The 17,805-nt window shown below is 72.7% G+C and carries 14 protein-coding genes and 1 pseudogene; 7 read left to right on the forward strand and 8 right to left on the reverse strand.

What is annotated here, in order from left to right; genetic code table 11:
* Positions 1 to 260: 260 nt before the first annotated feature.
* From JW592_RS16515 to JW592_RS16525, 3 genes and pseudogenes are all read left to right on the forward strand, one after another.
* Positions 261 to 1,046, forward strand: a pseudogene (locus tag JW592_RS16515) (SigB/SigF/SigG family RNA polymerase sigma factor); the annotation flags it as partial.
* 418 nt (positions 1,047 to 1,464) lie between these two features.
* Positions 1,465 to 2,733 carry an aminotransferase class I/II-fold pyridoxal phosphate-dependent enzyme gene (locus JW592_RS16520; protein WP_209265867.1) on the forward strand — a complete coding sequence of 423 codons (1,269 nt, stop codon included), beginning with the start codon at positions 1,465 to 1,467 and terminating at the stop codon, positions 2,731 to 2,733.
* Complete coding sequence (locus tag JW592_RS16525) at positions 2,734 to 4,038, forward strand: MBL fold metallo-hydrolase (RefSeq protein WP_229376210.1); 1,305 nt, start codon at positions 2,734 to 2,736, stop codon at positions 4,036 to 4,038.
* Between the two features lie 6 nt (positions 4,039 to 4,044).
* On the opposite strand, the gene JW592_RS16530 is transcribed toward JW592_RS16525, so the two are convergent.
* A complete protein-coding gene (locus tag JW592_RS16530) occupies positions 4,045 to 4,695 on the reverse strand; it encodes a DedA family protein (RefSeq protein WP_209265978.1) in 651 nt (216 codons plus the stop codon).
* A 68-nt stretch (positions 4,696 to 4,763) separates the two neighbouring features.
* Positions 4,764 to 5,540: an MBL fold metallo-hydrolase gene (locus tag JW592_RS16535; protein WP_209265869.1), complete on the reverse strand. Its 777-nt coding sequence runs from the start codon at positions 5,538 to 5,540 to the stop codon at positions 4,764 to 4,766.
* Positions 5,541 to 5,739: 199 nt separating this feature from the next.
* Between JW592_RS16535 and JW592_RS16540 the strand changes: the two genes are divergently transcribed.
* Positions 5,740 to 7,908: a phage holin family protein gene (locus JW592_RS16540; RefSeq protein WP_307805435.1), complete on the forward strand. Its 2,169-nt coding sequence runs from the start codon at positions 5,740 to 5,742 to the stop codon at positions 7,906 to 7,908.
* A 70-nt stretch (positions 7,909 to 7,978) separates the two neighbouring features.
* Here JW592_RS16540 and JW592_RS16545 read toward each other — a convergent pair whose 3' ends face one another.
* From JW592_RS16545 to JW592_RS16555, 3 genes are all read right to left on the reverse strand, one after another.
* Positions 7,979 to 9,055 (reverse strand): fatty acid desaturase family protein, encoded by a 1,077-nt coding sequence (locus JW592_RS16545; RefSeq protein WP_209265871.1) that lies wholly within the window; start codon positions 9,053 to 9,055, stop codon positions 7,979 to 7,981.
* A gap of 150 nt (positions 9,056 to 9,205) precedes the next feature.
* The gene (locus tag JW592_RS16550; protein ID WP_209265873.1) at positions 9,206 to 9,517 is read right to left on the reverse strand and encodes a YrhK family protein; all 312 of its coding nucleotides are present in this window, start codon (positions 9,515 to 9,517) and stop codon (positions 9,206 to 9,208) included.
* Between the two features lie 19 nt (positions 9,518 to 9,536).
* Positions 9,537 to 10,346, reverse strand: coding sequence for a helix-turn-helix domain-containing protein (locus JW592_RS16555; protein WP_209265875.1), 810 nt, complete (start codon positions 10,344 to 10,346; stop codon positions 9,537 to 9,539).
* Positions 10,347 to 10,414: 68 nt separating this feature from the next.
* Between JW592_RS16555 and JW592_RS16560 the strand changes: the two genes are divergently transcribed.
* Positions 10,415 to 10,720 carry a 4a-hydroxytetrahydrobiopterin dehydratase gene (locus JW592_RS16560; RefSeq protein ID WP_209265876.1) on the forward strand — a complete coding sequence of 102 codons (306 nt, stop codon included), beginning with the start codon at positions 10,415 to 10,417 and terminating at the stop codon, positions 10,718 to 10,720.
* Between the two features lie 53 nt (positions 10,721 to 10,773).
* Here JW592_RS16560 and JW592_RS16565 read toward each other — a convergent pair whose 3' ends face one another.
* The 3 genes from JW592_RS16565 to fdhD all read right to left on the reverse strand — a co-directional run bounded on the left by JW592_RS16565 (position 10,774) and on the right by fdhD (position 14,711).
* The gene (locus tag JW592_RS16565) at positions 10,774 to 11,613 is read right to left on the reverse strand and encodes an aldo/keto reductase (protein ID WP_307805436.1); all 840 of its coding nucleotides are present in this window, start codon (positions 11,611 to 11,613) and stop codon (positions 10,774 to 10,776) included.
* Between the two features lie 155 nt (positions 11,614 to 11,768).
* Positions 11,769 to 13,595 carry an AMP-dependent synthetase/ligase gene (locus JW592_RS16570; protein ID WP_209265877.1) on the reverse strand — a complete coding sequence of 609 codons (1,827 nt, stop codon included), beginning with the start codon at positions 13,593 to 13,595 and terminating at the stop codon, positions 11,769 to 11,771.
* Positions 13,596 to 13,868: 273 nt separating this feature from the next.
* A complete protein-coding gene (gene fdhD, locus JW592_RS16575; protein ID WP_209265878.1) occupies positions 13,869 to 14,711 on the reverse strand; it encodes a formate dehydrogenase accessory sulfurtransferase FdhD in 843 nt (280 codons plus the stop codon).
* Positions 14,712 to 14,909: 198 nt separating this feature from the next.
* Between fdhD and JW592_RS16580 the strand changes: the two genes are divergently transcribed.
* Positions 14,910 to 16,091: an ROK family transcriptional regulator gene (locus JW592_RS16580; RefSeq protein ID WP_209265879.1), complete on the forward strand. Its 1,182-nt coding sequence runs from the start codon at positions 14,910 to 14,912 to the stop codon at positions 16,089 to 16,091.
* 201 nt (positions 16,092 to 16,292) lie between these two features.
* Positions 16,293 to 17,792 (forward strand): sugar ABC transporter ATP-binding protein, encoded by a 1,500-nt coding sequence (locus JW592_RS16585; protein WP_209265880.1) that lies wholly within the window; start codon positions 16,293 to 16,295, stop codon positions 17,790 to 17,792.
* The last annotated feature ends 13 nt before the right edge of the window (positions 17,793 to 17,805 follow it).

Consider the following 17,805-nt stretch of genomic DNA (forward strand, 5'->3'; position numbering starts at 1 on the left):
CTGCGTGGCCCCCGACACCCGTGCGCCGCAAGGGAGTTGGTCCGCAGGAGGGAGCGGGAAGCCGCTGCGAAGGTCCGGTGGAGTTCGCGTGGACGGTCGGTCGCGGCCCGGTTTGCCGATCGGCACGTCGGGCACCCGCACTCCTGTGCTTCGGAAAGAAGGCACGTCCGCGGGAGCGACCTGTGCGCTTCGGTCCCCGGCCCATGCCTTCGCTGCCGCGGTGACCGTCTGACGACGCGACCGTTACGGGAGCACAGCCGATGACCGTCCGTATGACACGCTCCAGGCACCCCCACGACGACGCCCCCGACACCACCGCCGAGTTCCGCCGCATCGCCGAACTGCCCGAAGGGCCCGAGAAGGAAGAACTCCGCCAGCGCGTGGTGCGGGCCTGGATGCCCATGGCGGGGCGGCTGGCCAGGCACTTCCGCAACCGCGGCGAGGCTCTGGAGGACCTCGAACAGGTGGCCGCGCTCGGTCTGGTGAAGGCCGTCGCACGCTACGACATCTCGCGGGGCTGCGCCTTCGAGAGCTTCGCGGTGCCGACCATCGTCGGCGAGGTGAAACGGCACTTCCGCGATCACATGTGGGGCCTGCACGTGCCCCGGCGGGTCCAGGAACTCCGCAACCGGGTGCGCAGCAGCCAGCGGGAACTGAGCCACACCCTGGACGGGCGCAGCCCGTCGGTGCGGCGGATCGCCGAGCACTGCGGCCTCAGCGAGGAGGACGTACTGCTGGGCCTGGAGGCGCTGGAGAGCTACAACACGCTGTCCCTGGACGCCGAATTCCCCGGCGCCGACGACGGTTACTCCCTGGCCGACACCCTCGGGGACGCCGAGCCCGGCTTCGACAAGGTCGTCTACCGCGAGGCCGTCAAGCCGCGGCTGGCCCGGCTGCCCGAGCGGGAACGGCGCATCCTGTACATGCGGTTCTTCTGCGACATGACCCAGAGCCGGATCGCCGAGCAGCTGGGTATCTCCCAGATGCACGTCTCCCGGCTCATCAGCCGGACGTGCCGCCGCATCCACCACGAGGTCGAAGCCGACCGGCGCCTCGACCGCGAGATCTCCCCAGGCGAGCGTGCGTCCACACAGCACGAGGCGGCACGCCAGGAGAGCGCCCGCCAGGAGAGCGCCCGCCAGGAGAGCGCCCGCCAGGAGAGCGCACGGCATGAGCCGGCACGGCATGAGCCGGCACGGCATGAGCCGGCGCGGCGCGAGCCGGCACGGCCAGGTGCCGTACGGCGCGGAGCGCACAGCCGCGAGGCCACCCGTGCGCACCGCGCACACCGTGCGCACACCGGCCGCGCCGCCGCCTGACCAGCAGCCCGTGCCGGTGCGCGGACCGGCACGGGGACGATTGCCGTGAGCGCCGTATGGCACGTGTCGCCGCTGCCGGTGTGACCCCCGTCTGCCAAGGTGTACGCAAGAAAGGTTGTCCGATAAGCGGCGGAGGCGGGAACTGATGCGGCGCACGGACCAGGGTGACGGAGGGCACGCGAGCCCGCTCGCGGACCGGTCCGCGGCCGCCGTGCGCGAGGCGGCGTGCGGCTACTGGCACCGGCGCGGCCTGTCGGCCGAACCGGCGCGGGTCGCCGTCGCGCCCGGTGTTCCCCTGCTGCTGCTCGCCGTGCTCGCGGCCGCGGGCGCAGGAGAACCCGGGCGCGGCAGCGTGCTGCTCCCGCACCCGTGTACGCGCTGGTACGCGCAGCAGGCGCGGCTGCTCGGCCGGGCGGTGCACACGGTGCCGGTCCCCGCGGAGAGCGGCGGCATCCCTGACCCGTTCGCGCTGCTGGAGGCCGTGCGCAGGACCCGTGACGCGGGCGAAGTGCCGCAGGCCCTGGTGGTCTCCGTGGCCGACGACGTCACCGGGACGGCCCCGCCGCCCGAACTGCTGCACGAGGTGTGCGAGGCCGCCGTCGCCGAGGGCTTGCTGATCGTCAGTGACGAGACGTGGCGCGACACCTCGCACGACCCGCACGACACCGTCATCGTCAGCCCGGCCGAGATCCTCGCCGAGGCGGGCAGGGCCGACCAGGTCGTGGTGCTCGCCGGTCTCGACGCCGCGTTCGAGGCGGAGTCCGGGGCCCCGTCCGGCGGCGCCCGCGGCGCCGCTCCGCACCGGCCGGGACCGGCTCCCGGCATCGCACGGTTCCCCGCCACGGGCCGCGGCCGGCTGCTGGGCGAACGGGCGCAAGAGGTGCTGGACACGCTCCGTGCCGACCTGCCCGACCCGCTCGCCCAGACGGCTGCCGAGGCGCTGCGGGAGCCCGCCGAGCTGCTCTCCCGCCGCGCCACCGCGGCCCGGTGGTACGGCGGCCTGGCCCGTGCCCTGCACCGGGCGGTCACCGACGCCGGAGCGCTGTGCCGGCCCCCGCATCTGGGACGCCACCTGTACGCCGACCTCGACCCGTTCCGGCCCCGCCTGGCCGCGCGCGGTATCACCGACGCGCCGGGGCTGGAGGCCGAACTGGTGCGTCGGCTCGGCCCCTACGCGCTGGGCGGGCACCGCTTCGGTGACGATCCGCGCGAGCTGCGGGTCCAGCTGACCACGGAGCTGCCCGCCGCCGCCCTCCCGCGCTCCGGCCGGGGCCGGAGCGCAGGTCAGGCGGTCGATGAGGGAGGCACGGAGGTGGCTGCCGCGACGGCCCCGGGGGAATTGCCAGGCGTGGCCGAGACGTTGGCACGGGTGCAGTCGGTGCTGGTCGACCTCACGGATGGGAGTCCTCAGTAGATGACCGAACGGACCGGGCAGCCCTCCGAGCGCTCATCCCTGCCCGAGGGAGCCGCCGCCTCGGAAACCCCCGAGACGGCCGAGACCCCGTCGGCCGGTACGAGCCCTGACGGCGCAGGCTCCGACGGCGCGGGCTCCGACAGCGCGAACGCCATCGGGACGAGCCCCAACGGGACGAGCCCCAGCGGGACGGACGCCAACGGGACGAGCGCCACCGGGCGGGCACCGACATCCCACGGCGCGGGTGCCTCCTGCTGTGCCGGGGGCGGTGGCCCCGCCGGTCCCACCGACGTGCTGCTCCAGCCCCCGCCGCCCGCGCTCTCCCCGCCACGTCCGGTCGGTGCCCGCCGGATCTGGCCCCGCTCGTTCGCCGACCGGCTCACCTCGCCCCTGCCGGGGGTCCGTGCGATGGCCCGGCTCGCCCGCGAGGGCGCCATGCGGCCGATCGGCACCGCGCTCGCCGAGGAGATCCCCAAGCTCCCCTTCGAGCCCGGACCCATCCCCGACCCTGGGTCCGACGGCGTCTCCGTCACCTGGGCGGGGCACGCGAGCTGGGTGGTGAGGATCGGCGGTCTGACGGTGCTGACCGACCCGGTCTGGTCGCGGAAGATCCTCGGCACCCCGGCGCGCATCACGCCCGTCGGGGTGGCCTGGCAGGATCTGCCGAGGGTCGACGCCGTCGTCATCTCGCACAACCACTACGACCATCTCGACGTCCCCACCCTGCGCAGACTCCCGCGCTCCACCCCGCTGTTCGTACCGGCCGGGCTCGGCGCCTGGTGCCGCAAGCGCGGCTTCACCACCGTCACCGAGCTCGACTGGTGGGAGGGCGCCCAGCTGCCGACGCCCGAGGGGGAGCGGGTCCGCTTCGACTTCGTGCCCGCGCACCACTGGTCCAAGCGCACCCTCACCGACACCTGCCGCTCCCTGTGGGGCGGCTGGGTGCTGACGGACCGGCACGGGCAGCGCGTCTACTTCGCGGGCGACACCGGATACGGGCACTGGTTCGGCGAGATCGGCCGCCGCTACCCCGGCATCGACCTGGCCCTGCTGCCCATCGGCGCCTACGACCCGCGCTGGATGCTGCGCCCCGTGCACACCGACCCGGAAGAAGCCGTCGTGGCCTGTCAGGACCTGGGCGCGCGCCGGATGGCGCCGATGCACTGGTCCACGTTCCTGCTCTCGGCCGAGCCGCCGCTGGAGCCGCTCACCAGGGTGCGGGCCGCGTGGCGAAAGTCCGAACGCCCCCGCGAGGACCTGTGGGACCTCCCGGTGGGCGCCTCCCGCGTGCTGGAGCCGGCGTAACTGCACTCACGCCGCGTCAGGCCGCGATCCGCGCACCCGGCGCCACACCGACGGAGCGGCGCTCACCACCAGCGTCAGCGCGACGGCGGCGGCGATGCCCTCCCAGGGCCGGGGGAAGAGTGAGCCGCCCGCGACGCCGATGAGCTGGTAGACGGCGGCCCACGCGAGGCACGCCAGCACATCGCCGCGCGCGAACTCCCGCATCCGCATACGTGCCAGCAGACAGGCGAGCATCACCGGGATGCGCCCGGCCGGGATCAGCCGGGAGACCACCAGCACCGCCACCCCGTGCTCGCGCAGTCGCGCGTCGGCCTGCGCGAGCCGCTCCGGCGCGGCCCGCTCGCGCAGCGCCGTCAGCCAGCGCGAGCCGTTCTTGGAGCCGATTCCGCGCCTGCCAAGCCAGTACAGGCCCAGGTCGCCGAGGAAGGCGGCCAGGGAAGCGATACCGAAGACGGAGAGCAGGGCGAACACCGGCAGGTTCTGGTGCAGCGCCACCACGGCGGCGCCGCTCACCAGCGCCCCGGTCGGCACGACGGGCACCAGCGAACCGAGCACCACCAGCAGGAACAACGAGGGGTAGCCCAGCGCCTGGGGGTCCCACCCGGCCGGAGTCCCCCAGCTACCGCTGGGAGGTGCCCCCAGGGGGAGGGTGGACATGGGCGGGGGCACCACCGTCTCGGAGACGGTGTGGGCGACCGCGCCCAGACCGCCCGAGAGCGTACCGCTCACCTGTTCGCCTCCAGCCGCACGCTCTGACCGTGCTCCAGCAGATGCACGGTGACCTCGGGGGCCGGCCGCGCCGCCAGCCGCTTGAACTCGGTGCCGGGGGAGTGGAACTCGTGCGGCCTGACCGCGTCGAGGCCGACCGGCCAGTAGGTGCCGAAGTGCACCGGTACCGCGCTGCGCGGCCGCAACCGGGCCAGCGCCTCGGCGGCCCGCCGCGCGTCCAGATGGCCCTCGCCGAGGAAGGGGCCCCAGCCGCCGACCGGGAGCAGCGCCGTGTCCACCTCGCCGACCACCTCCGCCATCCCGTCGAACAGCCCGGTGTCACCGGCGAAGTAGGTGCGCTCCTCACCGGTCACGACGAAGCCCAGCGCGGGCGATATGTGCGGCCCCACGGGCAGCCGCCGCCCGTCGTGCGCGGCGGGCACGGCGCGTACGGTGACCGGCCCCTCGGCGATCTCGTCGCCGGGGGCCGCCTCGATCAGCTCCAGCGGTGGCGCCAGCCGCCGCAGCCCCGGCACCGCGCGCGGCGCGCCGCGCGGTACGACGACGCGGGTGCCGGGCGCCAGCTTGGCCAGCGACCCCAGGTGCAGGTGGTCGGCGTGCAGATGCGAGACGAGCACCAGGTCGGCGCGGGCCACCTCGGGCGGCGGCAGCGCGCCGCGACGGCGCCGCAGGTGGGCGAGGCGGCGCACCAGCAGCGGGTCGGTCAGCACCGTGACCCCCGAGTCCCGCACGGTGGCGGTGGCGTGCCCCCACCAGGTGACCTCGACCGGCACGTGCTCTCCTTCCCCGGGTCATCCGCACTGGTACGGCATCCACGAGCCTATGCCTTCGCCTGCCGGCCTGGAGGACCGCGCCCCGTCAGGGCGCGGGCTGCACCCCTTTCCCGCCCCCCGGAGGCGGACGCGGAGACGGACGAGGCTGTGCAAAAGTGGAGGTTGTCCCATCAGCCGTGCGGGAGGTGACCTGACGGACGTGCACGTCTCACGCATACCGTGGCGCCGCCTCGGAGCCACTGCGCTGCGCGTCGGCGCCGTCTGGCTGGCCAGCACCCTCACGATGCTCGTACTCGCCGGGGTGCTGCCGGACTTCGGACTCCAGTCCGCCGGCGGCGACAGCGCCACCGTCATCGGTGTCACCGCGGCAGCCGGCGCCGGCGCCTTCGGGCTGCTGAGCGCCCTGGTGTGGCCGCTGCTGGTGCGCGCCTTCCTGCTGGTGCCGGCGCTGGTCCTCGGGCTGCTGGTCTTCTTCCTCAACGGGTCCCTGCTGTGGCTCGCCCTCTCCCTGATCCCCTACGGCCGGGGCAGCGCGGATCCGACGATGGCCGTCGTGGTGGCCGCCGCCATGTCCGCGGCCTCCTCGGCGACCAACGCGTTCCTGGCCGTACGGGACGACCGCGCCTACCGCCACCGGCTCGCCCGGATAGCGGGCCGCAGAAGGCGCAGGGAGGGCCAGGGCGCACCGCCCACCACGCCGGGCACGGTCTTCCTCCAGCTCGACGGGCTCGGGTACGCGGTGCTCAGGGAGGCGCTGGCAGCGCCGGAGGGCGGGGAGCCGCTGATGCCCGCCGTCGCCGCGCTGTGCGGGCGCACCCACCGGCTCACCCGCTGGCGCACCGACTGGTCCAGCCAGACCGGCGCCAGCCAGCTCGGCATCCTGCACGGCAGCAACGAGGACGTGCCCGCCTTCCGCTGGTACGAGAAGGAGACCGGCGAGATCGTCGTCAGCAACCGGCCCACCAGCGCCGTCGAACTCCAGCGCCGCGCTGTCGAGCGCACCGGCGATCTCGGGCTGCTGGCGCGGGACGGCGCCAGCCGCGGCAATCTGTTCACCGGCGGCGCCCGGCAGAACGCGCTGGTCCTCTCCGTCTCGGCACGCCGCGGCAAGGAGACCCGCTCGCGCGCCGGGTACTTCGCCTACTTCTCCGACCCCGCCAACGCCACCAGGACCGTCGTCTCCTTCGTCGCGGAGGTGGTCCGCGAGATCGTCCAGTCCACCCGGGCGCTGCTGCGCCGCGAACGGCCGCGGGTGGGCCGGGGCGGGCTGTACCCGTTCGTCCGCGCTTTCGCCACCGTCGTCGAACGGGACGTGGTGGTGGCCGCCGTCCTCGGCGACATGCTCAGCTGCCGTACCGCCGTCTACGCCGACCTGGTCGGCTACGACGAGGTGGCGCACCACTCGGGGCCGCGCGGCCGGGACACCCGGCAGGTGCTGCGCCGGCTGGACCGGTCGGTGCAGTTGATCGCCAAGGTCGCCGAGCGCGCCCCGCGCCGGTACCGTCTCGTGCTCTTGTCCGATCACGGCCAGAGCCCCGGTGAGAGCTTCGAGGATGCCTACGGGCTGACGCTGGAGGACCTGGTGCGCGCCGGCAGCGGCCTCCGGGTGCCGCGCCGCGCCGGGCGCACCGTCAGCGGCTCGGAGGCGCGTACGGCGGCGCGTGCCGCACTGCGCCGCCCCGAGGACTCGGGTCAGGAGGGGCCGCGTACGCCGCGGCGCGACACCGGCCCCGTCGTACTGGCCTCCGGCAACCTGGGCCTGATCTCCTTCCCCGACCAGTCCGGGCGGCTGACCCGCGAACGCATCGACGAGCTGCGCCCGGCGCTGCTGCCCACGCTCGCCGAGCACCCGGGCATCGGCTTCGTCCTGGTGCACAGCGCCGAGCACGGGCCCGTGGCGCTGGGCGCGGGCGGCTGTGAGCACCGGCTGGAGACCGGGGAGGTGGTCGGGCCACGGGACCCGCTGGCCGTGTTCGGCCCGGGTGCGGCCGAGGCGGTGCTGCGTACGGCGCGGTTCCCGCACGCGGCGGACATCATGGTCAACTCCGCGTTCGATCCGCTCACCGGGGCCGTGCACGCCTTCGAGGAGCAGATCGGCTCGCACGGCGGGCTGGGCGGCGAACAGAGCGAGGCGTTCCTGCTGTCGCCGCTGGAGCTGTCGCCGCCGGTGGAGCCGGGCCGGGAGCTGGTCGGCGCTGAGGCCGTGCACCGGGTGCTGCGGCGCTGGCTCGCCGAGTCGGCCGAGCCCGGCCTGCCGGAAGGAGTGGAAGGGCCGGAGGGACCGGAGGGGACCGCCCGCGTCCCGACCCCGCACACCCCGCACACCCCGCACGCGCCGGACTCGCTGCCGGTGGTCCCCCGCGCCTGAGGTGCTCCTGCCCGAGGTGCCCTTCCCGGAGGGGCGCCCTTCCCGAAGGTGCCCCTCCCGGAGACGCCCCTCAAGCGGACCGGGAGTCCTCACGGAGCGGGGCGCCCACCTCGCGCAGGTGGGTCAGGGCTTCGCGCCACGAGGCGATCAGCCCCGTCTCGTGGTACGGGACGCCGATCTCCGCGCAGTAGTCGCGCACCAGCGGCCGCGCCTTGCGCAGATGCGGGGTCGGCATGCTGGGGAAGAGGTGGTGCTCGATCTGGTAGTTGAGGCCGCCGAGAGCCAGGTCGGTGAGGAGTCCGCCGCGCACATTGCGCGAGGTGAGGACCTGGCGGCGCAGAAAGTCCGGCCGCTCGTCGCCCTTGAGGGTGGGCATGCCCTTGTGGTTGGGCGCGAAGATGCTGCCCAGGTAGACGCCGAAGACGGCGTGGTGGACGAAGAGCACCGCGAAGGCCATACCGACCGGCAGTGCCCAGAACAGCGCACCCAGATACGCGGCGGTGTGCACCAGCAGCAGCCCGCCCTCCAGCCACCTGCGCTTCATGTGCGGCCGGCCCAGCGCGCGGAAGCTGGAGACGTGCAGGTTGAACCCTTCCAGCGTCAGCAGCGGGAAGAACAGCGCGGCCTGGTGGCGCCCGATGAACCGGGGCAGCCCACGTGCCTCGGCCGCCTGCTCCCGCGACCAGACCAGGATGTCGGGCGCGACGTCGGGGTCCAGGTCCTCGTGGTTGGGGTTGGCGTGGTGCCGCGTGTGCTTGTTCATCCACCAGCCGTACGACATCCCTATGCACAGGTTGCCGACCGCGCGGCCGAACACCTCGCCGGCCCGGCGGCCGCGGAATACCTGGCGGTGCGCCAGATCGTGGGCGACCAGCGCGAGCTGGCCGTAGACCACGCCCAGGTACGCGGCGACGGCGAGCTGCCACCAGGAGGTGCCCACGGTGAACAGGGCCACCCATCCGGCGGCGAACGCCAGCCCGACGAGGGTGAGGCGTACGGCGTAGTAGAGGGGCCTGCGGTTCATCAGCCCGGCCGCCGAGATCCGGGCGGAGAGCCGCGAGAAGTCGCTGCCCTGCCGCCGGGCGTCCGGTGTGCGGCCGTGGCCGGGCGCTGTCCGCGACTGCGGTGCGTCGATGGCTGTCGTCATGCCCTCGAGCCTTCCGGTTGCGGGCTGCGGCCGACATCCGCGCAGCACGCCTATCGGAGCGGGTGTCTGGCCTCCCGTCCGGGGTGTAGCCAGCTACACCAGGTCTCCGGGACATCCCTGAGGGCCGCCTGGGGGACAGCCCTCAAGGGGTCAGTAGTCCTGGTCGGAGGCGCTCTCGCCGAGGGTGGAGCCCCGCACCTTCTGCAGGTGGACATGGCGGCCGAGCCGGATCACGGGACGGATCATCAGCTCGACGCTGCCGAAGACGAAGCACCAGGTACCGGTGCGGGTCCACTCCGGTGAGAAGAACATGACGCTGCCGATGAGGAACCAGACGGCGATCAGTATGTCGTTGGCGATGCTGGCCGCCTCATAGCGCTGCCGTACGACAAGTTCCTCCTTGCCGAGGTGCAGGGTGAAGCTCTCGGTATCGCGGTGCGGGCGCGGCGCTTTGTCGGACACGGGGCAGGACGCTAGTGGATCAGTCGGTCCGGTGCAGCGCCTTGGCGGTCGCCGGGTCGGCCGGGAGGAAGGTCTCCACGGCGAGCTCGGAGACGGTCACATCCAGGGGGGTGTTGAACGTGGCGATGGTGGAGAGGAACGAGAGGATCTGCCCGCCCTGCTCGATGACCATCGGGAGGGCGAAGCGCGTCTCATCGGTGGGGGACTGGGCCAGGGGCTCGCCCCCGGGCACCGGATAGGCGGCGACCTCGTCGTGCAGAGCGCGCAGCGCGGGCGAACGGTGCAGCGCCAGCTGCCGGCTCATCTGGTCCAGCAGATGGCCCCGCCACTCGGCGAGGTTGCGGATGCGGGGCGCCAGGCCCTCGGGGTGGAGGGTGATGCGCATGGCGTTCAGCGGTGGCTCCAGCAGGTGCGGGGCCACCCCGTCCAGCAGCGCCGCGATGCCCTGGTTGGCGGCCACCACCGTGTAGCAGCCGTCCAGCACCAGCGCGGGGTAGGGATCGTAGGCGGCGACCATCCGTTCGAGCGCCCCGCGCACCTGATCGAGGGCCGGGTCGTCCAGCGGAGTCGCGGCGAAAGCGGGAGCGTAGCCCGCTGACAGCAGCAGGGTGTTGCGTTCCCGCACCGGGACATCCAGCGTGGCGGCCAGCTTGAGCACCATCTCGCGGCTGGGTGCGGTGCGTCCCGTCTCGATGAAGCTGATGTGGCGCGCGGAGGAGTCGGCGCGCAGTGCCAGTTCCAGCTGGCTGAGCCCGGCGCGTTCGCGCCACTCGCGCAGCAGCATGCCGATGGTGGGCGCGCTCGCGGGCCCTTCGGTGACAGCGGTCATGGACCAGACGGTAACCGAACCCGCGTGGCAGGCTGGCTGGAGAAGCAGCACCCGAGGAAGGGAACTCCATGGCGCCCCAGCCGCTGACCCCCGAGGAGACCGAGCAGGCGCTGGCCGGTCTTCCGCACTGGACGACCGACGGCGAGAGCGTCGCGCGCTCCTACTCGCTGGCCGGTCATCTTCCGGCGGCGGCGATGGCCCTGCACATCGCCGCGATCCAGGAGGAGCTGAACCACCATTCCGAGCTGACGCTGGGCTACAACTCCCTTTCGGTCACCGTCAACACGCACAGTGTCGGCGGCCGGATCACCGAGCTGGACATCGCCCTGGCCCGGCGGATCGAGGAGATCGCGCCGGGCCACGGGGCGAGCTGACCGAGGGAGCCCGCCCTGGGCTGGAGGGCCGCTCGGGGAGGGCGCCCCAGGGGCTAGTCGCCCAGCCAGTTCATGGTGTCCGGGTCGGGGCCGATCCGGGTGTCGGTGTTCAGCTCGGCGATCCGGGCCAGGTCCTCGCCGCTCAGCTCGAAGTCGAGGATGTCGATGTTCTCCCGGACCCGGGACGGGGTGACCGACTTGGGGATCACCACGTTGCCCAGCTGGAGGTGCCAGCGCAGCACCACCTGGGCGACGGTCTTGCCGTGCCTGGCGGCGATCTCGCCCAGCGTCGGGTCGTCGAGCAGATCGCCGCCCTGGCCGAGCGGCGACCATGCCTCGGTGGCGATGCCGTGGTCGGCGTGGAAGGCGCGCGGCACGGACTGCTGGAGCCGGGGGTGGAGCTCGATCTGGTTGACGGCGGGCACGGTGCCGCCGAGCTGGATGAGCCGGTTGAGGTGCGTCGGCTGGAAGTTGGAGACGCCGATGGCGCGGGCGCGCCCGTCGGCGTAGATCTTCTCGAACGCGCGCCAGCTGTCCTCGTACTTGTCGACGTCCGGCATCGGCCAGTGGATCAGGTACAGGTCCACATGGTCGAGGCCGAGGCGTTCCAGGGAGGTGTCGAAGGCGCGCAGAGCCGTGTCGTACCCCTGGTCGGAGTTCCACAGCTTGGTGGTGACGAACAGTTCGTCGCGGGGCAGCCCTGAGGCGGCGATGGCGCGGCCGACGCCCTCCTCGTTCGCGTACGCCGCAGCCGTGTCGATGCTGCGGTAGCCGGACTCCAGCGCCGTGGTCACCGCCGTCGCCGCCTCGTCGGCCGGCACCTGCCAGACGCCGAAGCCGAGCTGCGGCATCGTGACGCCGTTGTTGAGCGTGATGGTGGGAACGTTGCTCACGCGATGGGTCCTTACGTTCGGTGTTGTGCGTTGCCAGCGTTTGTCCCGCCCCAGGGGGAACGACCAGCGCCGGAATTCTGTTCCTTGTCGAATCTGAGTTCGATGATGTGCGTCGCTGCCCCGCGTGTGGTCCCGGGCTCCGGCGCCGCGTGGCCTCAGCCCCGGTAGAGGGCCTCGATCTCGGAGGCGTAGGCCGCCTCGATCGCCCCCCTGCGCAGCTTCAGCGACGGGGTCAGCAGCCCGTCCTCCTCGGTGAACGGCGTCGCCAGGATACGGAAGGTGCGGATGGACTCGGCCTGGGAGACCTGCGTGTTGGCGGCGACGACCGCTCTGCGCATCTCCGTCTCCAGATCCTCGTCCCGCAGCAGTTCGGCGGGGTCCAGCTCCGGTTTGTCCCGCATGGTGAGCCAGTGCTGCACGGCGTCCGGGTCGAGGGTCAGCAGCGCGGAGATGTAGGGCCGGTCGTTGCCCAGCACGATGCACTGGCCGACGAGCGGATGCTCGCGGACCCGCTCCTCCAGCTGGCCGGGGGAGACACTCTTGCCGCTGGAGGTGACCAGGATCTCCTTCTTGCGGCCGGTGATCGTCAGATATCCGTCGTCGTCCAGGGCGCCGAGGTCACCGGTGGCGAGCCAGCCGTCCCGCAGCGCGGCCTGGGTGGCGCGCGCGTTGTTCAGATAGCCGCCGAAGATCTGCCCGCCGCTCAGCAGGACCTCCCCGTCCTCGGCGATCCGCACGGTGGTGCCGGGGACCGGCTGGCCGACCGTGCCGAAGCGGGGCCGCTCGGGCGGATTGGCGACGGCGGCCGCCGTCGTCTCCGTCAGCCCGTACCCCTCGAAGATCCGCATCCCGGCTCCGTCGAAGAACAGCCCCAGGCGCCGTTCCATGGCCGAACCGCCCGACATCGCGTACCGGCACCTGCCGCCCATGGCCTCCCGCAGCTTGCCGTAGACCAGTTTCTCGTAGAGCTGGTGCTGCATACGCAGCGAGGCACCGGGCCCCGGACCGGTGCCGAACGCCTTGTGCTCGACCGCCTCGGCGTACCGGACAGCCACGTCGACGGCCTTCTCGAACGGGCCCAGCCTGCCCTGGGACTCGGCCTTGCGGCGCGCGCTGTGGAAGATCTTCTCGAACAGATGCGGCACCGCCTGGACGAAGGTGGGGCGGAACGCCGCCAGGTCGGGCAGCAGCGCGCGCGCCGTCATCTGCGGCTGGTGCCCCAGCTTGAGTCCGGCCCGTACCGCGGCCACCTCCACCATTCGGCCGAATACGTGGGCCAGCGGCAGGAACAGCAGCAGCGAGCCCTGCTCCCCGGCCTTGGCACTGAAGACCCGGTCGTAGCGGGCGATGATGTTGTCGGTCTCGGCCAGGAAGTTGGCGTGTGTGATCACGCACCCCTTGGGGCGCCCCGTGGTGCCCGAGGTGTAGATGACGGTGGCGACCGTGTCCGGGGTGAGCGCCAGCCGGTGCCGGTGCACGACCTCGTCCTCCAGATGCGCGCCCGCGGCCATCAGCTCGTGGACGGCGCCCGCGTCCAGCTGCCACAGCTTCTTCAGCCGCGGAAGCCGGCCGACCACCGAGCCGACGGTCATCGCGTGGTCCTCGTGCTCGACCACCGCGGCCGTCACCTCGGCGTCGTACAACATCCAGGCGACCTGCTCGGCCGAGGAGGTCGGATAGACGGGGACGCTCTGGGCGCCCACCGACCACAGCGCGAAGTCCAGCAGCGTCCACTCGTAGCGCGTACGCGACATCAGGGCCACCCGGTCGCCGAACCGGACCCCCTGGGCCAGCAGCCCCTTCGCGACCGCCACGACCTCATCCCGGAACCGCGCCGCCGGGACGTCCTGCCAGGTGCCGTCGGCCTCCTTGCGGGCCAGCAACGGCAGCTTCGGGGTCTGCTCGGCGTGCGCGAAGACGGCATCTGCCACTCCGCCGACCTGAGGTGCCGTCGCCAGGGCCGGAACGGTGAACTCGCGCAAAGACTCTGCTCCTCGACTGCACAGTGACATGCGACACTGCGCGAGTGACCGTATCCGATCGGGCAGGTTGATCGGGAGGGGTGTCGGCGCAGGTCAGTCGGTCAATTGGGACAGTTCGCCGAGGTGTCGGCAGGTGCTCGCGAGGCCGTTTCCCGACCCGCCGGATTTCTGCACCGAACCTTCGCAACCTGAATCGGACTGTTTGCGGGACAGGCGAGTTACTGGGGGTAGGTGTGACAGAAGGGGCACCGCGCTCGCCGCCTCGCGGGCTCCCTACCGCGGGAGGTTCAGGCGGTGCGGGGCCGTGTAGATGTTCATCGAGGTGCCGCGCAGGAAGCCCACCAGGGTCAGGCCCGTCTCCTCCGCCAGGTCGACGGCGAGTGACGAGGGAGCCGAGACGGCGGCCAGCAGCGGAATGCCCGCCATCACCGCCTTCTGCACCAGTTCGAACGAGGCGCGGCCCGAGACCATCAGCAGCGCGTCGCGCAGCGGCAGCGCGCCCTGCTGCGCGGCGCGGCCCACCACCTTGTCCACGGCGTTGTGCCGTCCCACGTCCTCGCACACGTCCAGCAGCTCGCCGGTGGGGGAGAACAGCGCGGCCGCGTGGAGGCCGCCCGTACGCGCGAACACCCGCTGGGCGGCGCGCAGCCGGTCCGGCAGCCCGGCCAGCAGCTCGGTGCTGACGTCACGCGGCCGGTCGCCGTCCAGCTTCCAGCGCGCTGTGGTGCGAACCGCCTCCAGGCTGGCCTTGCCGCACAGTCCGCACGAGGACGTGGTGTAGACGTTGCGCTCCAGTGTGGGCAGGTCGGGGAGCGGCACGTGCGGGGCCAGGCGTACGTCCACGGTGTTGTAGGTGCTGGCACCGTCCTCGTCGCGGGCGCTGCCGCAGTAGACGATGGAGGCGAGGTCGTCCGCCGCCGAGGCGATGACGCCCTCGCTGACGAGGAAGCCGGCCGCCAGGGCGAAGTCGTCGCCCGGGGTGCGCATGGTGACCGCCAGCGGCTTCCCGTCGAGGCGGATCTCCAGCGGCTCCTCGGCCACGAGGGTGTCAGGCCGTGTGCTGACGGCTCCGTCGCGGATGCGGACGACGGGGCGTCGCGCCGTGACCCTGCCCATGTGCCCTCACCTCCCGTTCGCTCCGACCCTAAGGGAACCGGTCGCGCGCTGTGAGCCCCCGGCTTTGTCCACTCACGGGAAGAAGTCGAACCAGTTCGTGCACAACTTCTTCCCAACCCGGGTCGCCGCTGCTACGTTCCCCGTGCATTCCCGGACGCGACGCCGACACATACGGCTGGAGGGGTAGCGGTGAGGCGCATGACTGCACGGCCCGCGAACGCGCACCAGGCGCGCCTGCTCCGCCTGCTGCGTGACGGCGGTCCGCGGTCGCGCGCCGAACTCGGGGACCGGGTCGACCTGTCCCGCTCCAAACTGGCCGTCGAGGTCGACCGGCTGCTGGAGACGGGGCTGGTCGTCGCGGACGGCCTCGCCGCCTCGCGCGGCGGGCGCCGCTCGCACAACATCCGGCTGGCGCCGGGGCTCCGCTTCCTGGGCGTCGACATCGGCGCCACCTCCATCGACGTCGCCGTCACCAACCCCGAGCTGGAGATCCTCGGCCACCTCAACCAGCCGATGGATGTGCGCGAGGGCCCGGTCGCTGTCTTCGACCAGGTGCTGGCGATGGTGGCGAAGCTGCGGGACAGCGGAGTCGCCGAAGGGTTCGACGGCGCCGGCATCGGAGTGCCTGGACCCGTGCGCTTCCCGGAGGGCGTGCCGGTCGCGCCGCCGATCATGCCCGGCTGGGACGGCTTCCCGGTACGGGAGGCGCTCAGCCAGGAACTGGGCTGCCCGGTGATGGTCGACAACGACGTGAACCTGATGGCCATGGGCGAGATGCAGGCCGGGGTCGCGCGCTCGGTGCGGGACTTCTTCTGCGTCAAGATCGGCACCGGAATCGGCTGCGGCATCGTGGCGGGCGGCGAGGTGCACCGGGGCACCACCGGCAGCGCGGGCGACATCGGGCACATCCAGGTCGAGCCCGACGGCCGCCAGTGCGCCTGCGGCAACCGGGGCTGTCTGGAGGCGTACTTCGGCGGTGCCGCGCTGGCCAGGGACGCCGAGGAGGCGGCCCGCGAGGGCCGCTCGGCCGAGCTGGCCCGGCTGCTGGAGGAGAACGGCCGTCTCAGCGCGGCCGACGTGTCCACCGCAGCTTCGGCGGGGGACGGCACCTGTCTCGATCTCATCCGCGACGGCGGGGCCCGGGTGGGCCAGGTCATCGCCGGCCTCGTCAGCTTCTTCAACCCCGGTCTCGTGGTCATCGGCGGCGGGGTCACCGGCCTCGGCCACACCCTGCTGGCCAGCATCCGCACCCAGGTCTACCGCCAGTCGCTGCCCTTGGCGACCGGCAACCTTCCCATCGTCCTGGGCGAGCTGGGACAGGTCGCGGGGGTGACGGGCGCGGCCCGCCTCACCAGCGACCACCTGTTCTCGCCCGCGTAGCACCGCCGTCCCCCGCAACAGCACGAAGGCATCACCGCACCAAGCCACCACGGCACCAAGCCACCACGGCACCAAGCCACCACGGCACGGTACGGCACAGCACGACAGCACAGCTCAACAGCACGGCACAGCAATTCGCGCAGCTCAGCAACCCCGCACCGCACAGCGAACCCCGTACGGCCACTGGGTCGGAGGTCCCGCATGCCCCTGCTGACGATGTCCGGAACAACCAAATCCTTCCCAGGTGTCCGTGCGCTCGACGGTGTCGACCTCGATGTCGAGGAAGGCGAGGTGCACTGCCTGCTGGGTCAGAACGGGGCGGGCAAGTCCACCCTCATCAAGGTGCTCGCCGGCGCCCACCAGCCCGACAGCGGCCACATCACCTGGCGGGGCAAGCGGGTGCGGCTGCCCACCCCCGTCTCCGCGATGCGGCTGGGCATCGCCACCATCTACCAGGAACTCGACCTGGTGGAGCACGTGTCCGTGGCCGAGAACGTCTTCCTGGGCCACGAGATCGCCACCCGCGGCATCGTCCGGCCCCGCGAGGCACGGGCGCGGACGGCGGAGCTGCTGGCCCGGCTCGGGCACCCCGAGATCGACCCCGCGGCGCCGGTGAGCTCCCTGTCCGCCGCCGGGGCGCAGGTCGTCTCCATGGCACGGGCCCTCTCGCACGACGTACGGCTGATCATCATGGACGAGCCGTCGGCGGCGCTCGACCCCGACGAGGTCGACAACCTCTTCCGCATCGTCGGGGACCTGACCGAACAGGGCGTCGCCGTCGTCTACATCTCGCACCGGCTGGAGGAGATCCGCCGTATCGGTGACCGCGTCTCCGTTCTCAAGGACGGCCGGGTCGCAGCGCGCGACCTGCCCGCGCGCACCACCCCGACCGACGAGCTCGTCGCCCGGATGACGGGCCGCGATGTGCAGTACGCCTTCCCCGAGAAGACGGCTGCCGACGCGCCGCGCGCCGAGCCGGTGCTGGTTGCCGAAGGGCTGGCGCGCCAGGGCGAGTTCGAGTCGGTCGACCTGGAGCTGCGGCCGGGCGAGATCGTCGGCCTGGCGGGCCTGGTGGGGTCGGGGCGCTCGGAGCTGCTGGAGACGCTGTACGGCGCGCGCCGCCCCACCGCCGGGCGCATCCTGGTGGACGGCAAGCCGCTGCGGCCCGGCAGCATCGTCGCCGCCGTACGCGCCGGCATCGGCCTGGCACCCGAGGAGCGCAAGTCGCAGGCGCTGCTGATGCTGGAGTCGGTCACCCGTAATGTCTCCGTCTCCGCGCTGCCCCGCTTCTCGCGCGGCGGCTGGCTCGACCGGGCGCGGGAGAGGGCCGAGGCCCGCCGTCACACCCGCGAGTTGGGGCTCAGCCCCGACGAACCCGACCGCCCAGTACGTACCTTCTCCGGAGGCAATCAGCAAAAGGCCGTCCTCGCCCGCTGGCTGCTGCGCGGCTGCCGAGTGCTGCTGCTGGACGAGCCGACGCGCGGCGTCGACGTCGGTGCGCGCGCCGAGCTGTACGCCGTCATCCGGCGGCTCGCCGATACGGGGGTGTGCGTGCTGCTCGTCTCCAGCGAGCTGCCGGAGGTTCTCGGGCTCGCCGACCGGGTGCTGGTGCTCCGTGAGGGCCGCGTCGTGCATTCGGCTCCCTCCCATGAGCTGGACGAGCACCGGGTGCTCGATCTCGTGATGCGGAGTCCCGCATGAGCACTTCCGCACC

Source organism: Streptomyces spirodelae, assembly GCF_017676385.1.
GTDB classification, from domain to species: Bacteria; Actinomycetota; Actinomycetes; order Streptomycetales; family Streptomycetaceae; genus Streptomyces; species Streptomyces spirodelae.

What these genes read in the sequence shown, in the direction of transcription:
- JW592_RS16560 (WP_209265876.1), top strand. Translation starts at nt 10,415, where the DNA reads ATGGCGCCCCAGCCGCTGACCCCCGAGGAGACCGAGCAGGCGCTGGCC.
- JW592_RS16545 (WP_209265871.1), bottom strand. Translation starts at nt 9,055, where the DNA reads ATGACGACAGCCATCGACGCACCGCAGTCGCGGACAGCGCCCGGCCAC.
- fdhD (WP_209265878.1), bottom strand. Translation starts at nt 14,711, where the DNA reads ATGGGCAGGGTCACGGCGCGACGCCCCGTCGTCCGCATCCGCGACGGA.
- JW592_RS16580 (WP_209265879.1), top strand. Translation starts at nt 14,910, where the DNA reads ATGACTGCACGGCCCGCGAACGCGCACCAGGCGCGCCTGCTCCGCCTG.
- JW592_RS16530 (WP_209265978.1), bottom strand. Translation starts at nt 4,695, where the DNA reads ATGTCCACCCTCCCCCTGGGGGCACCTCCCAGCGGTAGCTGGGGGACT.
- JW592_RS16520 (WP_209265867.1), top strand. Translation starts at nt 1,465, where the DNA reads ATGCGGCGCACGGACCAGGGTGACGGAGGGCACGCGAGCCCGCTCGCG.
- JW592_RS16525 (WP_229376210.1), top strand. Translation starts at nt 2,734, where the DNA reads ATGACCGAACGGACCGGGCAGCCCTCCGAGCGCTCATCCCTGCCCGAG.
- JW592_RS16555 (WP_209265875.1), bottom strand. Translation starts at nt 10,346, where the DNA reads ATGACCGCTGTCACCGAAGGGCCCGCGAGCGCGCCCACCATCGGCATG.
- JW592_RS16585 (WP_209265880.1), top strand. Translation starts at nt 16,293, where the DNA reads ATGCCCCTGCTGACGATGTCCGGAACAACCAAATCCTTCCCAGGTGTC.